At 70.0% G+C, this 18,370-nt stretch carries 17 protein-coding genes; 6 read left to right on the forward strand and 11 right to left on the reverse strand.

Annotated elements, in window-relative coordinates:
- Nucleotides 1-4 precede the first annotated feature (4 nt).
- Together BHS09_RS13920 and BHS09_RS13925 are read left to right on the forward strand one after the other, a co-directional pair.
- Nucleotides 5-1,339 (forward strand): replication-associated recombination protein A, encoded by a 1,335-nt coding sequence (locus BHS09_RS13920; RefSeq protein ID WP_140798103.1) that lies wholly within the window; start codon nt 5-7, stop codon nt 1,337-1,339.
- A 141-nt stretch (nt 1,340-1,480) separates the two neighbouring features.
- A complete protein-coding gene (locus BHS09_RS13925; RefSeq protein WP_237078287.1) occupies nt 1,481-2,656 on the forward strand; it encodes a TIGR03118 family protein in 1,176 nt (391 codons plus the stop codon).
- 86 nt (nt 2,657-2,742) lie between these two features.
- Here the strand turns inward: BHS09_RS13925 and BHS09_RS13930 are convergent, their stop codons facing one another.
- Both BHS09_RS13930 and BHS09_RS39915 read right to left on the reverse strand, forming a co-directional pair.
- Nucleotides 2,743-3,438, reverse strand: coding sequence for a hypothetical protein (locus BHS09_RS13930; protein ID WP_140798104.1), 696 nt, complete (start codon nt 3,436-3,438; stop codon nt 2,743-2,745).
- Nucleotides 3,439-3,574: 136 nt separating this feature from the next.
- Nucleotides 3,575-3,901 carry an ATP-grasp domain-containing protein gene (locus tag BHS09_RS39915; RefSeq protein ID WP_140798105.1) on the reverse strand — a complete coding sequence of 109 codons (327 nt, stop codon included), beginning with the start codon at nt 3,899-3,901 and terminating at the stop codon, nt 3,575-3,577.
- Between BHS09_RS39915 and tnpA the strand changes: the two genes are divergently transcribed.
- From tnpA to tnpC, 3 genes are read left to right on the forward strand one after another with little or no spacing between them, the layout of a single operon-like run.
- On the forward strand, nt 3,792-4,106 hold the full coding sequence (gene tnpA, locus BHS09_RS13940; RefSeq protein WP_140795586.1) for an IS66 family insertion sequence element accessory protein TnpA: 315 nt from the start codon (nt 3,792-3,794) through the stop codon (nt 4,104-4,106). The genes BHS09_RS39915 and tnpA overlap by 110 nt on opposite strands.
- Entirely contained in the window at nt 4,072-4,476 is a 405-nt protein-coding gene (gene tnpB / locus BHS09_RS13945) for an IS66 family insertion sequence element accessory protein TnpB (RefSeq protein WP_140795585.1), read from the forward strand. Before tnpA ends, tnpB begins: the two co-directional genes overlap by 35 nt.
- Before the next feature lie 46 nt (nt 4,477-4,522).
- Nucleotides 4,523-6,043 (forward strand): IS66 family transposase, encoded by a 1,521-nt coding sequence (gene tnpC, locus BHS09_RS13950; protein ID WP_140798106.1) that lies wholly within the window; start codon nt 4,523-4,525, stop codon nt 6,041-6,043.
- Here tnpC and BHS09_RS13955 read toward each other — a convergent pair.
- Together BHS09_RS13955 and BHS09_RS13960 are read right to left on the reverse strand one after the other, a co-directional pair.
- Entirely contained in the window at nt 5,964-6,875 is a 912-nt protein-coding gene (locus tag BHS09_RS13955) for an ATP-grasp domain-containing protein (RefSeq protein WP_237080350.1), read from the reverse strand. The two genes, tnpC and BHS09_RS13955, sit on opposite strands and share 80 nt — an antisense overlap.
- Before the next feature lie 147 nt (nt 6,876-7,022).
- Nucleotides 7,023-8,837, reverse strand: coding sequence for an NUDIX hydrolase (locus BHS09_RS13960; RefSeq protein ID WP_237080351.1), 1,815 nt, complete (start codon nt 8,835-8,837; stop codon nt 7,023-7,025).
- Between the two features lie 189 nt (nt 8,838-9,026).
- Between BHS09_RS13960 and BHS09_RS13965 the strand changes: the two genes are divergently transcribed.
- Nucleotides 9,027-10,172, forward strand: a complete 1,146-nt coding sequence (locus BHS09_RS13965; protein WP_237080352.1) for a proprotein convertase P-domain-containing protein — start codon at nt 9,027-9,029, stop codon at nt 10,170-10,172.
- A 62-nt stretch (nt 10,173-10,234) separates the two neighbouring features.
- Here BHS09_RS13965 and BHS09_RS13970 read toward each other — a convergent pair whose 3' ends face one another.
- From BHS09_RS13970 to BHS09_RS14000, 7 genes are all read right to left on the reverse strand, one after another.
- Nucleotides 10,235-11,680 carry an amidase gene (locus tag BHS09_RS13970; RefSeq protein ID WP_140798109.1) on the reverse strand — a complete coding sequence of 482 codons (1,446 nt, stop codon included), beginning with the start codon at nt 11,678-11,680 and terminating at the stop codon, nt 10,235-10,237.
- Nucleotides 11,681-11,767: 87 nt separating this feature from the next.
- Entirely contained in the window at nt 11,768-13,969 is a 2,202-nt protein-coding gene (locus BHS09_RS13975; protein ID WP_140798110.1) for a peptidase domain-containing ABC transporter, read from the reverse strand.
- Nucleotides 13,966-14,181: a hypothetical protein gene (locus tag BHS09_RS13980; RefSeq protein ID WP_140798111.1), complete on the reverse strand. Its 216-nt coding sequence runs from the start codon at nt 14,179-14,181 to the stop codon at nt 13,966-13,968. The genes BHS09_RS13975 and BHS09_RS13980 overlap by 4 nt, the downstream gene beginning before the upstream one ends.
- Nucleotides 14,182-14,275: 94 nt before the next feature.
- Nucleotides 14,276-14,488, reverse strand: a complete 213-nt coding sequence (locus tag BHS09_RS13985) for a mersacidin/lichenicidin family type 2 lantibiotic (RefSeq protein WP_140790402.1) — start codon at nt 14,486-14,488, stop codon at nt 14,276-14,278.
- Nucleotides 14,489-14,518: 30 nt separating this feature from the next.
- The gene (locus BHS09_RS13990) at nt 14,519-14,734 is read right to left on the reverse strand and encodes a mersacidin/lichenicidin family type 2 lantibiotic (protein WP_140790404.1); all 216 of its coding nucleotides are present in this window, start codon (nt 14,732-14,734) and stop codon (nt 14,519-14,521) included.
- A gap of 90 nt (nt 14,735-14,824) precedes the next feature.
- Nucleotides 14,825-15,040: a mersacidin/lichenicidin family type 2 lantibiotic gene (locus BHS09_RS13995; protein WP_140790406.1), complete on the reverse strand. Its 216-nt coding sequence runs from the start codon at nt 15,038-15,040 to the stop codon at nt 14,825-14,827.
- Nucleotides 15,037-18,357, reverse strand: coding sequence for a type 2 lanthipeptide synthetase LanM family protein (locus tag BHS09_RS14000; protein WP_140798112.1), 3,321 nt, complete (start codon nt 18,355-18,357; stop codon nt 15,037-15,039). Before BHS09_RS14000 ends, BHS09_RS13995 begins: the two co-directional genes overlap by 4 nt.
- Between the last annotated feature and the right edge of the window lie 13 nt (nt 18,358-18,370).

An 18,370-nucleotide genomic window follows, 5' to 3' on the forward strand; every position in this document is an offset into this window, starting at 1 on the left:
CCCGATGAGCGCTGGCCCCGACCTCTTCTCCGCCTCCGTCGACGTGAATCGCTTCGCGCCCCTGGCGGAGCGGATGCGGCCTCGCACGCCTGACGAGTTCATCGGCCAGTCCCACCTGCTGGGCCCGGGCCGTCCGCTGCGCCAGCTCATCGAGCGCAAGGCCATCGTGTCCTCCCTCTTCTGGGGGCCCCCGGGCGTGGGAAAGACGACGCTCGCGCGGATGATGGCCACCGGCGTGGACGCGGAGTTCGTCATCCTCTCCGCCGTGTCGGACGGCATCCCCCGCATCCGCGAGGTGGTGGCCGAAGCCGAGCGCCTGCGCAACCAGTACAGCCGCCGCACCGTCCTCTTCGTCGACGAGATTCACCGCTGGGCGAAGAACGTGCAGGAGCAGGCGCTGCCCCACGTGGAGAGCGGCCTCTTCGTCCTCCTGGGCGCCACCACGGAGAACGTCAGCTTCGAGGTCCGCCCCGCGCTCGTCAGCCGGTGCCGTGTGTTCCAGCTCAAGGAACTCACCGTCGCGGACATCCAGTCGGCGCTGACGCGGGCGCTCGGTGACTCGAAGCGGGGCTTGGGCGCGCGCAACCTGACGGTGGGGGAGGAGGCGCTGACGCTGCTGGCGAAGGGCGGCGTGGGTGACGTGCGCAAGGCGCTGGGCGCGCTGGAGCTGGCGGCCAGCCTCACCGCGGACGGCGCGGAGATTACGCCCGAGACGGCGCGCGAGGCAGTGGGCACCAGTCTGTCCCGTCACGACAAGGACGGCGACCAGCACTACGACTTGCTGAGCGCGCTGCAGAAGTCGTGCAGGGGCTCCAACGTCCAGGGCGCCGTCTTCTGGGCGGCGAAGCTGCTCCAGACGGGCGACGTGGCGTCACTGTGGCGACGGCTCAAGGTGATTGCCGTGGAGGACGTGGGCATGGCGATGCCGGAGGCCATCAGCATCGTGCGTGACTGCGAGGAGTCCTTCCACGCCATGGGCATGCCGGAGGGGCGCATCTGCGTGGCGCACGCCGTCGTCCTGCTGGCCACGGCGAAGAAGAGCAACCGTGCCTATGCGGCGCTGGACGCGGCGATGGCGGCGCTCCAGGAGCATCCCAACGCGGAGCCTCCGCTTCACATCCGCAACGCGCCCACCGAGCTGATGAAGGAGCTGGGGCACGGCAAGGGCTACCAGACGCCCTGGAACTTCAAGGACCACTACGTGCCCGGGCAGACGTACCTGCCCGCCCCGCTGGAGCGTTCCGTCTTCTACCGCCCGAGCAAGGAAGGCTACGAGGCGGAGATTCATGAGCGCATGAGCCACTGGTGGCGCGAGGACAAGGCGTCCCGAGGCGAGTAGGGCAGGCAGCCCCCGCGGGCCGGACTCTGCCGTCCGGTGCGCAATGCTCCTGGGCAGTAGTGCCGGTTGTTCATCCGGAGACGCCCTCCCAACTTGTTGCTCAATGAGCACACGGCGGTTCGCCGTCTCAGAGGGGGAATCATGATGAACACTCGCAGGTCCACGTTGGTGCAAGGTGTGTTGTCCGCGGCGGTCGCGGTCCTCGCTGTCCCGGTCGCCAGGGCGGCAATGCCACCCGCGCCTCCGGCTGACTGCTCGGTGGCGGGCGGCTACACACAACGCAACCTCGTGGCCAACAGTCCGGCGCTTGGCGCCGAGCATGTCGATCCGCACCTCGTCAACGCCTGGGGGCTTGCCTTCAACCCGATGGGCGTCTCGTGGGTGGCGAACGAAGGCACGGGCACCTCAACGCTGTATGACGGCAACGGGGTTCAGCAGCCCCTCATCGTGGGCATCCCCGCGCCGCCAGGAGTGACCGAGTCGGGAGAGCCCACCGGCGTGGTGTTCAATGGCTCGGAAGCATTCGTCGTGACAGGGACAGGTGTCTCGGGGCCCGCTCGCTTCATCTTCGCCACGGAGGAGGGCGTCCTGGCCGCCTGGGCACCCGCGGTGGACGAGGCCTCGGCCAAGATCGTGGCGGACAACTCCGCTATGGGCTCTGTGTACAAGGGGCTGGCGATGGCCGGCACCGGAGCGGACGCCATGCTGTACGCGGCGGACTTCCGGAACAATCGAATCGACGTCTTCAACTCCAGCTTCACGCCCATGCCGATGCCGGGCGCCTTCGCGGACCCGTCACTGCCCGCCGGGTACGCGCCCTTCAACATCCAGGACATCGGGGGCACCCTCTATGTCTCGTATGCGCAGCAGGACGAGGAGCGTTCGGATGATGTCCCCGGCGTGGGCGCGGGCTACATCAACGCCTTCGACATGAACGGGCAGCTGCTGCGGCGGTTCGCTTCTCAGGGCGCGCTCAATGCGCCGTGGGGCATGGCCCTGGCGCCGGCGGGCTTCGGGCAGTTCAGCAACCACCTGCTGGTGGGCAACTTCGGGGATGGCGCCATCAACGCGTATGACCCTGCCTCCGGCGCCTGGGCAGGCGCGCTCACTCGGCCGGACGGACAGCCTCTCAAGGTCGACGGACTCTGGTCCTTGCACTTCGGCACTGGCGTGCAGGGCCTACCCGCCGAGGCGCTCTTCTTCACGGCGGGGCCCGCGGACGAGGAGCAGGGACTCTATGGCCGGCTCGACATGGCGCCCACGTGTCGGCAGGGACTGCCCCCGTGGAAGGCGCCTCGCGGGCCTGAGGCGCAGTGAGCGGGAGGCGGGCATGGCGGCGCGGGCCGGAGCACGGTGCTCCGGCCCGCGCTGTCACGTGGGGCGCTGCGAGGTGAAGGCGCGTCTCAGGGCTGCTGCGAGCCGCTGCCTCCGTAGCCCTGGTCCTGCAACTGCTGCCAGTGCGCCTTGGCCTGATCTTCGCGCTGGAGGTTGGCGTCCACCTGGCGCTGCTGATCCGCCGCCTTTCGCCGGGCGTCGGCGACGGCGCTGGAGAAGTCCCCTGGGGACAACTCTTTCGCCCGGACGTCCGCGTTGGCGTTGACGGCTTCGTACTTCGCCTGTTCGAGCTGGGCGTCGGCCACGTCCAGCTCCCGCTGGCGCATGACTTCCAGCGACTTCAACGTCGTCACCGCGTCGTCGCGCCAGGCCGTCTCCGCCTCGGCCAGGGTGAGGGCGTGCTGGGCCGTGCAGGCGGCGTTCTGGGCCCGCTCGATGGCCGCGACGTCACCCGTTGCCTGCGCGGCCTCGAGCGCTGCCTCACTTGCTTCGTGGCGGGACTTCGCGGCGTCCTCGTTGCGTTGGGCGACTTCTCGCTCCGTCTCGGCGTCCTGTCTGGCCACCTGGGTGCGGGTGATCTGCTCCCGGGCATGGTCCTCCGTGAGCTGCGCCTCGCGCACGTTTCCCAGCTCGCCGGGTGGGACGCGCGCCACCCATTGCTTGTCCACCTTCGCGCTGGAGCGATGGGAGGCACAGCCTCCCATCAGCATCACGGCCGTGCCGGCCATCCCCAGGTACATGCGACGCCTGCCTGGCTGCGCCATGCCTTCCTCCCGGTCATAGGGTCCTGTCCGAAACTGTGCGCATCCGGGGGGAGGGTGAAAGCAGCGGCGCACCGCTCGGCGCGTCACACGCCCCTGCCCACGGGGCAGGGGCCGCGCGAGCACGCCGAACGCCGCGCTAGCGAGGGTCGAGCAGGGCCTCGAAGAGCGTGCGTGGGTCCAGCCCGGGTGGCAGTCCGGAGACGCCGCCGTCGTTCACCTCGACCACCGCCCAGCCCCCGTCCTGGAGCATGGCCACGTCCAGGGTGAGGAAGGGCGAGTCGATGGTAAGCGTCCGGCCAACGACGTGCTGAGGGGCGTTGAGTGGGGAGTCGCCGCCATGGACCCTGGCGCATATGTCGAAGCCGGTGGAGAAGCACGAGTGGTTCCGGGTCGCCGAAGCATTTGAGGCGAGCGGGCTGACGCAGAAGGAGTTCTCCGCGCAGCGAGGAGTGCGGCTGAGCACGCTTCAGTCGTGGGTGTACCGGCGTCGGCGTCAGCAGGCCGAGAAGGGCGAGGCGATGCGCTTGCTGCCTGTGGAAGTCGCGACGACGCCCCCGGCAACGGAGTCGATGTTGGAGGTGGTGGTGGCCAGCGGAGCGCGCCTGCGATTCTCCTTGGGCACCGACGTGGACTATGTGGCCCACCTCGTCGCGGCGCTGGGGCGGTGAGGCGGTGTTCGCGCTGCCTGCGTCGGTGCGCGTAGTGTTGGCCACGGAGCCGGTGGACATGCGCAAGTCCATCGATGGCCTCATGGCGCTGGTGCGCACAGCCTGGGGCGAGGACGTCTACTCGGGGCACCTCTTCGCCTTCGTGTCGCGGAGAGGAGACCGCATCAAGGTACTGACGTGGAGCCGGGGCGGCTTCGTGCTGCTGTACAAACGGCTGGAGACGGGGCGCTTCCGGCTGCCGCCGGTGGACGCGGGCGCGCAGGTGGTGCACCTGGACGCCACGCAGTTGGCGATGCTGCTGGACGGCATCGACGTGGCCCAGGTGAGGCGCCAGCCCGCCTGGACGCCTCCCGGGCGGACTGGCACGTGACGGCTCCAGCCCGGGACGCGGCTCAGCGGCGGCGTGTTGAGGCCGGGTGCCGCGAGAGCTTCCTCAAGACCACTTCTGCCCCTGGCGCGAGGAGGCGGAGGAACTCAAGGCCGAGGTGAGCCGCATTGGCGGGGAGGTGGACGCGCTCAAGGGGCAGCTGGCAGCCCTGCAGCGTCACGTCTTCAGCAGGCGGGCGGAGAAACTGCCGACGGTGGCCGCCGAGCTGCGAGGGGACGCGGATTCGACGGCGGCTCGGGCCGAGGCCGCGAAGCAGAAGCGCCGGGAGAGGGCCACTCGGAAAGCCGAGGAGGCGCCCGCGCGGGAGATTCGCCACGCGGTACCCTCCGAGGAGCGCCAGTGCCCGGCGTGCGGCGGCGATGAATTGAAGCCGCTGGGCCAGGGACGCACCTCGGTGGTGTACGAGTACGTGCCGGCGCGCTTCGAGAGGCAGGTGCACGTGCAGGAAGTGCTGGCGTGCGCGTGCGGCCGGGGCGTCGTCACGGCTCCGCCTCCGGCGAGGGTGGTGGACAGGGGCGAGTACGGCCCCGGCTTCATTGCCCACGTGGTGACGTCGAAGTGCGCCGATGCCATGCCCTTGCACCGGCTCGCTCAACGAGTCGAACGCGGTGGCATCCCCATGAGTCGCAGCACGCTGACGGACCTCTTCCATCAGGCCGCCTCGGTGCTTCTGCCTCTCTCCCGTCACCTGCTGCAATGCATTGCGTCCGCGGACGTGGTGTGGGCGGACGAGACGCCGCTGCGGGTGCTGGACGTGAAGAAGACGCGCCTGGGCTACCTCTGGACCTTCCTCACCCAGAACGACGAAGGCCAGTGGCTCATCGGCTACCGCTTCAGCATGGGCCGGGCTAGCAAAACGCCCAAGGAAGTCCTGGGCGGTACCACAGGCGCGCTCGTGGTGGACGCGTACACCGGCTACAACGCGGTGACGCTGCCAAAGGGCCGGGTACGTGTCGGCTGCTGGGCCCATTGCCGCCGCCGATTCTTCGATGCGCTGGCAACCGCCCCCGAGGCGCGAGAGGCACTGGCCTTCATCCTCGAGCTCTACCGCGTGGAGGCGCAGGCACGTGAGGCGGACGTGGTGCGCACCGCCGTCCACCGGGAGCTGCGCCAACTGCACAGCGCCCCCGTCCTCGCGCAACTGCGTACCTGGCTGGAGGCGCAGGCCCCGCACCACCCGCCCAAGAGTCCGCTGGGCCAGGCCATTTCCTACGCGGTGAAGCAGTGGGAGGCCCTCACTCGCTTCGTCGAGAATGAGCGACTTCCTCTCGACAACAACCGCGCGGAATCGGCGCTGCGGAAGGCTGCCCTGGGCCGGAAGAATTTCCTCTTCGTCGGCCACGAGGCCGCGGGCGAAAACCTCGCGGGCCTCTACGCCCTGGTGGCCACCTGCGAGGCCAACCAAGTCAATCCCGAGGAGTACCTCGCGGACGTCATGCTGCGTGTGCAGTCGCACCCCAACTCGCGCATCAGTGAGCTGCTGCCTCACGAGTGGAAGCGGAGACGCGCCGCCGACCCGCCCGATTCCCTCCTCCAGCCCAGCCTCTGAACAGCTCGCTCCTTGCGGCGCTCGCCGACCACGGTCCTCGTCCATCTGCAACCGCTCGCGCCACGTCACTGACCGGACGGTTACAGTCGATGCGCCGGGCCAGGGGCTCGAAGCCGGTGAAGTCGGGCACGTCGACGTCGAACTCGTGGTACGGCTCGGCGGCGAGGAGCCGGCCGCCTCCGAAGAAGAGCCGGAACTCGAGGTGGGCCGGGCCCGCGGGTGTCCGTCCGTACGTCTTGAAGGGGAGGAACTTCCGGACGACGAGGCCCCGCTCGAAGCGGTCTCCGCGCTCATCGACGAGGTTGGCGCAAATCTGTTCGAAGCGCGCCTGCGTCGTGCCCTCGGGGATGAAGCAGGCTTCATCCCAACGCTCCTTGGCCGACTTCACGTGGTCCTTCACCAGCCAGGGCTGCGAGCCGAGCGCCTGGGCCGCGTGCCAGGCTTCCGCCGCGTCCATGCCCTCCGTCCAGACGCTGCGGGCGGTGTAGCGGGAGAGCCGGGGGTACCAGTTGGGTAGGTAGAGCGCCGCCGCGTACTGCTCGGGCGTCGTCGTCAGCCGGTGCCCCAGGGCGGACACGGCTTCGTCCAGCGCCATGTACTCCTCCTCCGTCAACATCCAGCCGCGGTAGAGGAGCCGGAGCCTGCCGCGCTCCGGGAGGGTGGACAGCGCCTGCTCGGCATTGCCGGAGAGCAGGGCGCCCAGGTCTGCCTGGTAGGTGTCGACCCCCAGCGCTTCGGCCGCGTCGGCCTCCACGTCGAAGGGGTCGTCCTGGGTGGGATTCCGGCCAAAGAGGATGGCGCGCGCGTGAGACGGACGTCGGGAGCCTGGCATCCAGAAGCCTCGCATCAAGGGTGGCGGTGTGTGGGGGGCACCTCCGACGCGTGCGCGCGCGAACCCTGACACGGCCAGATGACGCCCTGGCCGGAGCGCTCTGTCCCGGTCCCCGCGCGGATTTAGCGGGGACCGGAAGCGGGACGCTCAGTCCCCCAGCGCGTCGTACCGGACCAGCCGGAAGCGGGCGCCCTGCGCCTCGCGGATGCGGGCCGCCAGCTTCTCGTGCAGCTCCGGCGTCCAGGCGCTCCACCGCTGGAAGAAGGCCGCGGTGGCCGCCTTGTCACCGCCGTGCTGGAGCGCGAGCACCTTCTCCAGCAGCGACGTCACGACGGCCGGGTACTTGTCGTACTGGATGCTCAGGCGCGCCGTCTGCGGGTCCGCCTGGAGGAGGCCGTGCTCCAGGAACCAGTTGAACTGCACCAACTGCATGCGCTGGTAGGGCTGGTCCTCGCGCGGGCGCACGTTCTGGATCGTGCGGCGGATGCCGGAGGCCTGCACCGCGCGCAGCCCGGCGGCGTCGAGCGTGCCCTTCTTGTGGAAGTCATGCAGCGAGAAGAGGCTCACCAGGTCCGCCTTCATCTCCTCCACGGCGCCCGCGTAGTCCTCCAGCGCGTCGTCCAGCGTGCGCCCCTTCTGGTCTCGGTCCGGCCCCAGGTAGTGGCCCACTTCGTGCCACAGGGTGCGCTGGAAGTTGCCTTCGGAGACCAGCTCCCGGACGTGGGCGTCCGCCACCGCGGCGCGCCAGATGCGCTCGTCGGACGCGAACAGGTCCGGGTTCCGCATGATGTTCTCCCGCAGGAGGATGGTGCGGCCGTAGCGACGCGCGGCGAGCGCGTCGTTGGGGAGGATGCTCGCGGTGTTGGTGCCGCGCGACTGGCCGAAGTCGGCGATGACGTCGTAGACGCCCACGGGGATGTCCTCGCGCACGCGCTTCTTCGCGGCGTAGGGCAGCGCGTCCTCCACCGCCTGGAGCCCGCCCAGGCGCTTGCGCAGCTCCTGCGTGGCCGACTCATTGCTCAGCAGCACCGACAGGCTGTGGAACGCCTTCACGCCGAAGAGGGCGTCGTCATACGTCTCATACGCGCCCAACTGTACGTTGAGCTTCTGGAAGCGGCCCGTCACCCAGGCCGCGTCGCCGCTCTCGTAGTCGTTGGTGAGCAAGTCCCGCGCGCGGTTGCGCAGGTAGCGCGCCAGCTCCACGTCGCTGGCCTCCAGCCGCTGCGCCGCGCGCATCACCAGCCCGTAGGCCTTCACCAACTCCGGCCCATAGGCCACGGCATAGGGCACCGCGTAGAGCGCCTTGGCGTCGGGCCGCTTCGCCTTCGCTTGCAGGGCCTGGCGAAGGCCCGGATGCAGCGTGTCCAGCACCGGGTGCGTCTGGAGGACCTTCACGTCCTGGCGCAGGTTGGCCGCTGTGGAGCGGCGGACCACCGTCTTCTCGCTCAGAAGGGACTGGCGCTCGCCGGGGTTCGAGGCCAGGAATGCGTCCACCTCCGCCCGCGTGACGTCCACCGGGTACACGTTGCGCGCGGCCACCTGCGCGTCCACTGGGAGGAACGCCTCTCGCGCGTTGCTCAGGGTGCTGGCGATGGGGCCCTGGTACAGGCGGTACAGCGCGAGCAGGTCCTGCGTGCGCTTGGGGCCGCCCAGTTTCTTGTCCAACGCTTCCAACTTCGCGAGTGCCGGGAGCGCCTGGTGGTGGCGCGAGGACTCGTAGAGGCCCTGGAAGATGGCGCCCACCTCCAGCAGGTCCTTCACCGCTGCCTGCTCGTCGGGCGTGAGGCGGGAGAGGTCCGGCGACAGGCGGACCTCCTGCGTCTTGGCGAGGACTTCGGCCACCTTCTCCTCTGGCCAGTAGCCCGGAGGCAGGGCGGGGGAGGGACGGCTCGGGGCGGCGGCCTGTGCCGACAGCGCCAGGAGGGCGGCGGCGCCCAGGGACAGCGCGTGGGGGATTCGCATGGCGCGCAAGACTGCCACGGAGGTGGGCGTATTCCCCACGGCTTCGGTTGGATTGCGTCACGCACGAGTGACGTCCTGTGCGCCGGGCAAGTCTTGCGCTACATGGTGCGCATGAAACTCAAACTTCCCTTGTTTCTTTCGCTATCCACGTTTCTCCCGGCGCTGATCAGCTGTGGTGCCCCGACGTCCATGGACGCCGAGCACGAGGCCGTTGAGCTCGGGACGCAGACGCAGCCGCTGGCCACGGGGACGCCCGCTGGCGAGGGCGTGCTGTCCTTCCTCAACGAATACTCCATCTCCCTCTCCGTGCTCGACCAGGAGGTGCCGCTGAATGCCCTGGCGGCGCAGGCGCTGATTGACTTCCGGGAGGGGCCGGACGGCGTGCTCCGCACGGGTGATGACCGCCGCTTCGTGAGCATCGAGCAGGTGGACGTGGTGCCATACGTGGGCCCCGCGGCGCTCGCGGCGCTGGAGGCGTACGCCAAGGGCACGGGCCGCGTGGAGCTGCCGGTCGATGGGCACGTGGGGACCTTCCACGGCGTGGCCTTCAACATGGCCGAGGCCCGCCGCGCCATCCACGCGGCGAACACGGAGAGCGCGTCGAATCTGCAGACGCTCTTCGGCATCCCCGCGGCGGCGGTGCAGAGCCTGGTCGCGGCGCGTCCCATCCTCCACATGGTGCAGTTGTCGCGGCTGACGAACGTGAATGCCGTCACGATGGGACAGCTCAAGGCTCACACGCAGCAGGCGGCCGAAGGTGACCCGTGCACGGGCCCTGGCATCTGTCAGCCCGGGCTCATCTGCGAGGGCCGGCCCGGTGACGGCTCCAGCCCCTACGGCCGCTGTGTCGACGCTTCGTACCTCTCCGGCAACGGGGACGTGTGCTCCCGCTTCGTGGCGTGCCCGTCGGAGAAGCTCATCTGCATCGGCCTGGCGTCGGGCTGGGTGGAGGGCTACTGCGCCCCGGCGTGGATGGGCGCATCCTTCATCGAGTACTCGGACCTGCGGCTCCAGTCGACGAACCCGCTGGTGACGGCGCCGCTCACCGTGGTGGGGCTGGCCACCGTGCCCATGGACATCAACGTGGAACTGGACGTCGTCCACACCGCGCCGCACCGGCTGGTGCTGACGCTGGAGGACCCGGGTGGTGAGACGGCCCTGCTGTGGGATGGCCCGAACGAGGGCACGCCGCCCTCGCGCATCGTCGTGACGCGGGGCATCCCGCGCGACGGCGTCATCAACGGACGTTGGAAGCTGCACGTCGCCAACCCGTCCGGCGTGGGCAGCGGCACGCTGCGCTCGTGGACGCTGAAGCTCACCAGCCGCTACGACTGAGCCAGTGTATTCGCGGTGGGCCCCCGCGGTTCTTCAGGGGCCCACCGCGCGTTTCACGGTGGCTACGCGGGCCGGGAGACGTGCACTGGTGGCCGTCGCTGGGCCCAGGGCTGGGCCTGCTCGAGCTGTCCCGCCAGTTGGAATAGCGTGGCCTCGTCGGCATACCGGCCGGCGAACTGGACGCCGATGGGCAGGCCCTCCGCGCTCCAGTGCAGCGGCACGGACATGGCGGGCTGCCCGGTGACGTTGAACAGCGCGGTGAAGGGGCAGTGGCCGAACGCGTGGTCGTACCACTCGCGGGCCGTCCGGGGCGCGTTGGCGTCCAGCAGGCCCAGTGGGAAGGGCGGCGCCGCCACCGTGGGCGACAGCAGCACGTCGTACTTCTCGAAGAAGAGCCCCACCTTCCTCGACACGAAGTTGAATACGCCGAGCGCCCGTTGAAGGTCCGTGGCCGTCAACGCCTGGCCGTGGCGTACCACCGCCCACGTGGTGGCTTCGAGCGAGTCCGGTTCGGCCTCGCGCCCGGAATAGTGGCTGGCCATCTCCACGAGGGACGCAATGGTCGCGGACCAGACGGTGGTGACGGCCTCGTGCAGCAGGAGGCCGTCATGGGCGGGCGCGTCTTCGGTGACGTCGTGGCCCAGTTCCTCGCACAGGCGCGCCGCCAGTCGCGCGGCTTCGATGCACTGAGGGCTCACCGGGCCCCCCATGGGCGAAGCCGTCATCAGCGCGATGCGCAGCCGGCCAGGCGTGCGGCCCACTTCCTCCAGGTACGGGCGCCGTGGGGGCGGCGCGAAGTAGGGGTCCCCGGCCTCTGGGCCTTGCGTGGCGTCCAGTACCGCCGCGCTATCGCGCACGGTGCGCGACAGAACGTGCTCGATGCCCATGCCGCAGATGAAGTCGCCGGAGTTCGGTCCCAGCGAGTTGCGGCCCCGTGTGGGCTTCAGCCCGAAGACGCCGCAGAGGGAAGCGGGGATGCGCAGGGAGCCGCCGCCGTCGTTGCCATGCGCCACCGGCACGATGCCTGCCGCTACCGCCGCCGCCGAGCCACCGCTGGAGCCGCCCGGGCTGCGTCCCACGTCCCACGGGTTGCGAGTGGGGCCGTGGAGCAGGGGCTCCGTGGTGGCGTTGTTTCCGAACTCGGGGGCATTCGTCCGGCCCAGCAGGACCAGTCCCGCGCGCCGGTAGCGCGCCATCAATGCACTGTCGTAGGGGAACACCGTTCCCTGGGTCAGCCGGCTCCCGAGGTCGGTGGGGACGCCCGCCGCATGCACGCCGATGTCCTTGATGAGGAAGGGCACGCCCCGGAAGGGGCCGTCGGGGAGGCCTTGCTTCAGCGCTTCGTGTGCCTGGGTGTCGCGCGTGTCGATGACGGCGTTGATCGCCGGGTTGACTCGGTGGATGGCCTCCACCGCCACCCGGAGCAGCTCCTCGGGCGTGACTTCCTTCCGACGTACCAGCTCCGCCAATCCCACTGCGTCAAAGCGGCTGTAGTCATCCAGGTTCATGAATCCCTCACAGGCGCCGGTGGACATGCGGCGGACCGGGCACGGGAAGCAGGATACCCATGAGTCCCGGGTAGTGCTCCAGGCGCCTCAGCCCACCGCCTGGGTGCGCTCCTCCCGTTGCGCATTCACCAGGGACGCGTAGGCGCCCTGGCGTTCCAGCAGCTCCTGGTGCCGACCCACCTCCACCACCTGGCCTGCCTCCATGACGAGGATGGTATCGGCGTTGCGCACCGTGCTGAGCCGGTGGGCGATGACGACGCGCGTGCACTTCAGGGACGCCAGCGCCTGCTGCACGTGCGCCTCGGTGGTGGCGTCCAGGGCGCTGGTGGCTTCATCCAACAAGAGGATGGCGGGCCTGCGCACCAGGGCGCGGGCCAGGGCCAGTCGCTGCCGCTGGCCGCCGGACATGGAGAGGCCCCGGTCCGTCAGCGGCGTGTCGTACTGCATGGGCATGGCCATGATGTCGTCGTGGATGTGGGCCAGCTTCGCGGCCTCCACGACACGGTCCATGTCCAGGTCCGGGTCGCTCAGGGTGATGTTCTCCCGCAGCGACGCGTTGAAGAACGAGGCATCCTGCAACACCACGCCCAACTGGCTGCGCACCGCGCGCAGGTCCAGCTCGCCCAGCTCCGCGCCGTCGTATCGGACGTGTCCGGAGGTGGGCAGGTAGAGCCCCAGCAGCAGGTGCGCCAGGGTGCTCTTGCCCGCGCCCGAGCGGCCGACGAGCGCCACCATCTGCCCCGGCTCCACGCTGACCGACACGCCCTGCACCACCCAGGCGGAGTGGGGGTTGTAGCGGAAGCGCACGTCCTCCAGGGTGACGGCGCCGCGCAACGTGGGCGCGCGCCCCTGGTGCGCCGCGTCGCGCTCGGGGGGCGTGTCCAGCACGTCGTTGATGCGCTCCAGGTAGGTGCTCAGGAACTGGAGCTGCCCGCCGGTGCCCAGCAGGTTGGACAGGGGCACCAGCAGCGCGGTGGCCAGCGCGTTGATGCTCAGCATCTGTCCCAGGGACACCGCGCCGTCCAGCACGCGCCACGCGCCCACGCACAGCAATACCAGCGGGGACACGCGGCGCAGCGTGCCCGTCAGCGCGTCCAGCCACGCGGAGAGGCGGCCTCGCTCCAGCTCCACGTTGAGCAGGTCCACGTAGAGGTTGGAGTAGCTGCCCACCATGCGGCCCTCCACGCCGAAGGCCTTGAGCGTCTGCATGCCGGACAGCATGGCCATCAGGTAGCTCTGGCTGCGCACGCCCATGTCCAGGCTGCGCGACAGCTGGCTGCGTTGTTTGGCCCGGGGCAGCGCGAACACCAGCACCTGCAACAGGCCCAGTCCCACCACCAGCAGCCCCAGCGACGCATCCGCCACCAGCAGCAGTCCCAGGTAGAGGAGCACCAGCGCACCGTCGAGCGCGCTGGACAGCAGGCCGGTGGAGAGCAGATCGCGGATGGCCTGCTGCGAGCCCAGCCGCGTGAGCAGGTCGCCCGCGGGCCGGAGCTGGAAGAACGGGTAGGCCAGGCTCACCAGGTGGTCCAGCAGCCCTTGCGTCATCTGCGAGTCCAGCCGGGTGCGCAGCTCCACCAGGAGCTGTCCGCGCACCACCGACGAGAGCAGCTCGAAGAGCAACACGCCCGCGAGCGCCGCGGACAACACGCCCATCAGGGAGTAGTCCTGCCGGGGCACCACGCGGTCCACCACCATGCCGGTGAGCATCGGCACCGCCAGCGTCAGCACCTGGAGCACGGCGGACAGCGCGAGCACCTTTGCCAGTGTGCCGGCCTGTCGCTTCACCAGCGGCACCAGGTAGCGGTACGGCCCGCGCCGCGATTGGCCCGGCTGGAAGTCCTCGGACGGCTCCATCAGCAGGGCCACGCCGGTGAAGCACTGGCTGAACTGCTCCATGGACACGCGGCGGCGGCCCTGGTCGGGGTCCACCACCTCGACCCAGCCGCGGCCCAGGCGTTCGAAGACGACGTAGTGCGTGAAGCGCCAGTGGAGGATGGTGGCCGGAGGCAGGAAGGGCAGCCGGTCCAGGTCCACGGAGATGGCGCGCACGCGCAGGCCCAGCTTCTGGGCCGCGGCCTTCAGCGACTTCGCGCTGGCGCCGTCGCGTCCGGGGCCCGTCAGCTCGCGCACCGCCTCCAGGCTCATTTCGCGGCCGTGGTAGGCCAGCACCATGGCCAGACAGGCGGCGCCGCAGTCCGTCATCGTCATCTGCCGCACTTCGGGCACGCGCTTGCGCAGGCCGAGTCGCCACCGGCGCTGGGGCTGCTGCGGAGCCTCGGCCGTCATGGCGACACGTTTCCTTCCGGGGCAATGAGCGCCGGCCACGCCAGGACACCGAGCGCCAGCGCGAGGCCAAAGATGAACAGGAGCGCGAACGTCCACCGCGTCCACCGGCCACCGATGCGCAGCAGGTCACCCTCGTCCTGCACGACGCGCTGGTAGTGCGCCAGGGCTTCCTTGCGGAAGATGGAGGGTCGGCCGTCGGTGGGTGGCTGCATCGCAGGGGACGTTAGCGCATGGGGGAGGGGACTGGCCTGGGACTGAGCCAGTCCCCCCAGGCTCGGTTCAGGACCGAGCCCTAACGCATTGTCATTAGAGGCAGTGATACGGCGGGCACGGCGTGCAGTAGTAGCTGCCGAACTGCTCGCAGGTGTCCGCGCCCGAGATGTTCTCCAGGACCTCGTCGCTCAACTCCAGCTCGGCGGCGGGGTTGGCGGGCAGGGACGCGCGCTCCTCCGACGACAGGCTGTTGAAGTACTCGGGGTCACGCCACGCACGGAGGATGTGTTCCTTCTTCTGGCTCATGACTTCTCCTGGACAGGAAAGGGGTTTGAATCAGAGACAGTGGTACGGCGGGCACGGCGTGCAGATGGCGCTGGACTGACCGGGCTTGCAGCCACAGCCGCCGGTGATGCTTTCCAGGACGTCGTCGCCCAGGTCCAGCTCGGCGGCGGGATTCGCGGGGAGCGCGGCGCGCTCCTCGGCGGTCAGGCTGTTGAAGTACTCGGGGTCACGCCACGCACGGAGGATGTGGTCCTTCTTCTGGCTCATGACTGCTCCTGGAATGGGCTGGGGAAACAACCTCCGCGGTGGCCAGCCCACCACCGTGGAAGAGGGGGATGATTCGAAGACGGCCTCGAATCAGAAGCAGTGCCGCGGCGGGCACGGCGTGCACTGGGGGCTGGACTGGCCGGGCAGGCAGAAGTCGCCGCCGGTGATGACCTCCAGGAGGTCGTCCCCCAACTCCAGCTCGGCGGCGGGGTTGGCGGGCAGGGATGCGCGCTCCTCCGACGACAGGCTGTTGAAGTACTCGGGGTCACGCCACGCGCGGAGGATGTGGTCCTTCTTCTGGCTCATGACTGCTCCTGGTCACGGCTGGAGGGACGGCCATCCGGGGTGCCCAGCCCTTCACCTCGGACGATTCGTGGAGGCGCGACCGTCAGCAGCGAGGGCAACCGCTCCGGCATGGCCAGCCGCGCCAGTCCGTAGGCGATGCCCGCCAGGCCCACCATCATGCCCGGCGTCTCCGTGCTGCCTTGCAGGCCGAAGAGGTAGCCGTGCTCGGAGATGCCGCGCAGGATGCCGCCCGCCACCGCGTTCGTGCGCTCCTGGAGCTTTGAGTCCCCCAGCGTGGCCGCCGCTTCCAACAGGAAGTCCGCGTTGCCCAGGTCGCCGTGACACAGACCGTGGTTGCGTCCGAAGCCCCGAGCCAGCGTGGAGTCCAGCGCGATGGCAATCTCCTCGCGCACCGCGGCGTCGTCCACGAAGGGGAGCCCGGACAGTCGTGCCAGTCCGATGCCGGGGGCGCCGGTACACCAGGCCCAGAGGAAGTGCTCCGCGCCTTCCGCCGCCGCCAGTTCCTTCGCGCCCACGCGCAGGTCGGGCCAGTTGCGCTCCTCGGGCGTGTAGAGCCCGCGCTCGAACTCCATGCCCGCCACCGCGGCGTCACGCAGGCGCGTATCGCCCGTCCGCGCGAACAGCCGCAGCAGCGCCAGGCTGATGCCGGCGGCTCCGTGCGCCATGCCTGCGAGGTAACGGTTTCCGGCGGCTTCGCAAATCCAGGCCGCGCCTCGGGCCTGGGGCGTGGACGTCTCCAGCAGCCGCTGGCCGCAGGCGTCCACCGTGGCCCACAACGTGTCCGACGGGCGGTGCTCACCGAGTACCAGCAGCGCCAGCAGGCAGCCCGCGGCGCCCGCGCCCACGTCCAACACCGTGTCCTTCTCCACCAGGGGCCGCAGCCGCCGTACGTATCCGGCGGCTTCGTCCAAGAGGGCGTCGTCCTTCCAAAGTACGCCCAGGTGCGTCAGCGCGTAGAGGATGCCGCCCCAGCCGTTGAGGATGCCCAACCCCACCACGCCGGCGGGCTCCTCCGCGAGGAGGCGCGCCTGGGTGCGCAGCGTGGCCCGCGCCAGCCGCGTGAAGCGCGCGTCTTGCGTGACGTCCCCCAGGTAGCCCAGCGCGAGCGCGATGCCAGCACGGCCCTGGAACACGTCCGGCCCTGGCGAACCGAGCCTCCATCCGCCGTCTCCCGCATCCAGGCCGAGCCAGTGCGCTTCGTCACGGCGCTCGAAGGCCAAGGGCAGCAGCCGTTCGCCCGCGCGTCGTGCTTCCGCGAGCAACGCGTCGCGGAGGCCCGGCTGGGTGTGCTCCCGGAAGGGATACGTCGGACGCGCCACCGTCTGCGAGCTCAGCAGCAGGACATCCAGCGAGCGCTCCAGTACCCAGCGCTGCCGCGTCTGGTCCTCCGGCGACAGGCCCTTCAGCCGGCGGCGCACGCGCGCCATGCCCGTCTCCTGGAAGAAGTCTGGCAGGTGCTGGCCCGAGCCCGCCTCCAGGTCCTTCGAGTCGGCGCGCGCGGTGAAGTACGGCAGGTCTCCCCGCTCCAACTGCTCCGTCTCCAGGGGCACGAGCGCCGCGAAGTCCGGGACAGGCACCACGGCGCGCCACAGGTGGTCGAAGAAGCGTTGGCGCTCGAGCCCATCCGTCAGCGTGTGCGGGTGGTAGCTCTCGAAGAGGAGCGCGCCATACACCGCCGTGTTGCGGAAGAGGATGCGCATGGGCATGTGCGCGAAGGCGGCCAGCGGCCCGTCCTCGGCGAGCAGCGCCTCGCGGTGCTCCAGCAGCAGGCTGTACATGCGGGTGAAGCCGTCGGCCAGCGCGTCGCGGTAGGCCAGGACGGGCGCGGTCTCGCCCTCCAGGCGCGGCAGGTTGTTGGACCCGGGTAGCTCCACCGGACGCCGCTCGAAGCGCATCCGGTCCGTTCCTCGCTCCGCCGTCATCAAGTAGGCCTGCGGCGTGAGCTGACCTGCACGAGCGCCCAGTCCGCTCAGGTCCACCCCGGCCTTCTTGCGCGTGCCCCAGAACTGCTGCGGCAGCAGTCCGCTGCGTAGCACCGACACCGGCGGCGCCTCTACCGCGTGCTCGGAGTCTCGAAGCGTGCGCGTGCCTGACAGCGGGTGGAAGAGCGTCTCCACGTCCACCAGCACCGGGTGCTCACCGGCGGCGATGAGGTTCTCGAAGTGCAGGTCCGTGCCGTCCAGCGCGTGCATCAGCGCGACGTAGGCACCCTGGCGTTCGTAGAAGCGCCGGACCTCCTCCGTCGACGCGCACGGCGCGGGGGCCACGTACTCCATCCACCCGTACTCGCCCCGGTCCAGCGCCTCCGCGCCCTTCATGACGGGCGTGGCGCCGCGCGCGTTGAGCCACGTGAGGAGCTGCTGGAGCCCGGCCTCTGCTCCCAGCGAGCGCGGCTTGTAGACGATCCGCAGCCCGGACTCGAAGCGGAGGATGAAGACGCCCTGACCGCCCCGGTGCGGGTCGGAGAAGCCGCCACGTGCCTCCACCAGTGCGCCGGGAGACTGGCCCGCGTTGAACCGCTGCCAGAGCAGGGGCGCGTCGCGTGTCAGCCGCTTCATCAGTCCCAGGCAGTTGGACTCCCACTCCGCGATGCGCAGGACGATGCAGCGGGCCAGCACGGGGTAGCGCTCCAGGATGTCCAGGGCGAACCGCGGCTGGCGCAGCCGCTTCGTGAAGTCCTGGAAGCGCGCCTCCGGTGTGTCTCCCGCGAGCAGTCCCTCCAACTGGGCGGCATGGAGCTCCACCACCATGGCGCGGCCCAACGCTGGTGCCAGCACTTGGGGCAGGTGGCCCAGCATCGTGGAGACGACGACGCTCGGCTCCAGGTCGAGCCCAGGCGCGGCGTGCTTCAGGGGCTTCAGCGCGGCGGTGAGCTGCGTCACGGCGCGCGACACCAGCGGCTCCACCAGGGGCAGGAAGGCCGAGCGGTCCGGGCCCTCCGTGCGCTCGGGCCAGATGACGGGCGCGTGCGAGGGCTCCGCGTAGGCTCGCTCCAGCACCTGCACCCAGCCGGGGACTTCAGCAGGCGTGGTCCAGGGTGCCTCGGCGGGCACCTCCAGCAGCATGAGCAGCTCCGTCTCTGTCAGCCCAGAGGATTGCAATCTGCGCTGCCACCAGTCCGCCTGTCCGAAGGGCTCCTGCTGACGCCACGCATCCAATCGCTTGCGCGCCGCGGCGGATGCATCGGGTTGCGTCGTACTGGCTTTGAGAGTGAATGCGGCTCGCTCGGCGAGTGTGGTGGCCCGTGCCCAGCGTGCGAACCGCGACGGAGCGTTGGCTCCCGGCGTCGCCTCGTCCTGCCTCTGCGTGATTTCCACGCGTCCTCTCGTT

The organism is Myxococcus xanthus, assembly GCF_006402735.1.
In the GTDB taxonomy this organism is placed as follows: Bacteria; Myxococcota; Myxococcia; order Myxococcales; family Myxococcaceae; genus Myxococcus; species Myxococcus xanthus_A.

Bases quoted from the DNA above. Each gene is read 5' to 3' on its own strand.
- BHS09_RS13920 (WP_140798103.1), top strand. From the start codon at position 5: ATGAGCGCTGGCCCCGACCTCTTCTCCGCCTCCGTCGACGTGAATCGC.
- BHS09_RS13925 (WP_237078287.1), top strand. From the start codon at position 1,481: ATGATGAACACTCGCAGGTCCACGTTGGTGCAAGGTGTGTTGTCCGCG.
- BHS09_RS13930 (WP_140798104.1), bottom strand. From the start codon at position 3,438: ATGGCGCAGCCAGGCAGGCGTCGCATGTACCTGGGGATGGCCGGCACG.
- tnpA (WP_140795586.1), top strand. From the start codon at position 3,792: ATGTCGAAGCCGGTGGAGAAGCACGAGTGGTTCCGGGTCGCCGAAGCA.
- tnpB (WP_140795585.1), top strand. From the start codon at position 4,072: ATGTGGCCCACCTCGTCGCGGCGCTGGGGCGGTGAGGCGGTGTTCGCG.
- BHS09_RS13955 (WP_237080350.1), bottom strand. From the start codon at position 6,875: ATGCCAGGCTCCCGACGTCCGTCTCACGCGCGCGCCATCCTCTTTGGC.
- BHS09_RS13960 (WP_237080351.1), bottom strand. From the start codon at position 8,837: ATGCGAATCCCCCACGCGCTGTCCCTGGGCGCCGCCGCCCTCCTGGCG.
- BHS09_RS13965 (WP_237080352.1), top strand. From the start codon at position 9,027: ATGGACGCCGAGCACGAGGCCGTTGAGCTCGGGACGCAGACGCAGCCG.
- BHS09_RS13970 (WP_140798109.1), bottom strand. From the start codon at position 11,680: ATGAACCTGGATGACTACAGCCGCTTTGACGCAGTGGGATTGGCGGAG.
- BHS09_RS13975 (WP_140798110.1), bottom strand. From the start codon at position 13,969: ATGACGGCCGAGGCTCCGCAGCAGCCCCAGCGCCGGTGGCGACTCGGC.
- BHS09_RS13980 (WP_140798111.1), bottom strand. From the start codon at position 14,181: ATGCAGCCACCCACCGACGGCCGACCCTCCATCTTCCGCAAGGAAGCC.
- BHS09_RS13985 (WP_140790402.1), bottom strand. From the start codon at position 14,488: ATGAGCCAGAAGAAGGAACACATCCTCCGTGCGTGGCGTGACCCCGAG.
- BHS09_RS13990 (WP_140790404.1), bottom strand. From the start codon at position 14,734: ATGAGCCAGAAGAAGGACCACATCCTCCGTGCGTGGCGTGACCCCGAG.
- BHS09_RS13995 (WP_140790406.1), bottom strand. From the start codon at position 15,040: ATGAGCCAGAAGAAGGACCACATCCTCCGCGCGTGGCGTGACCCCGAG.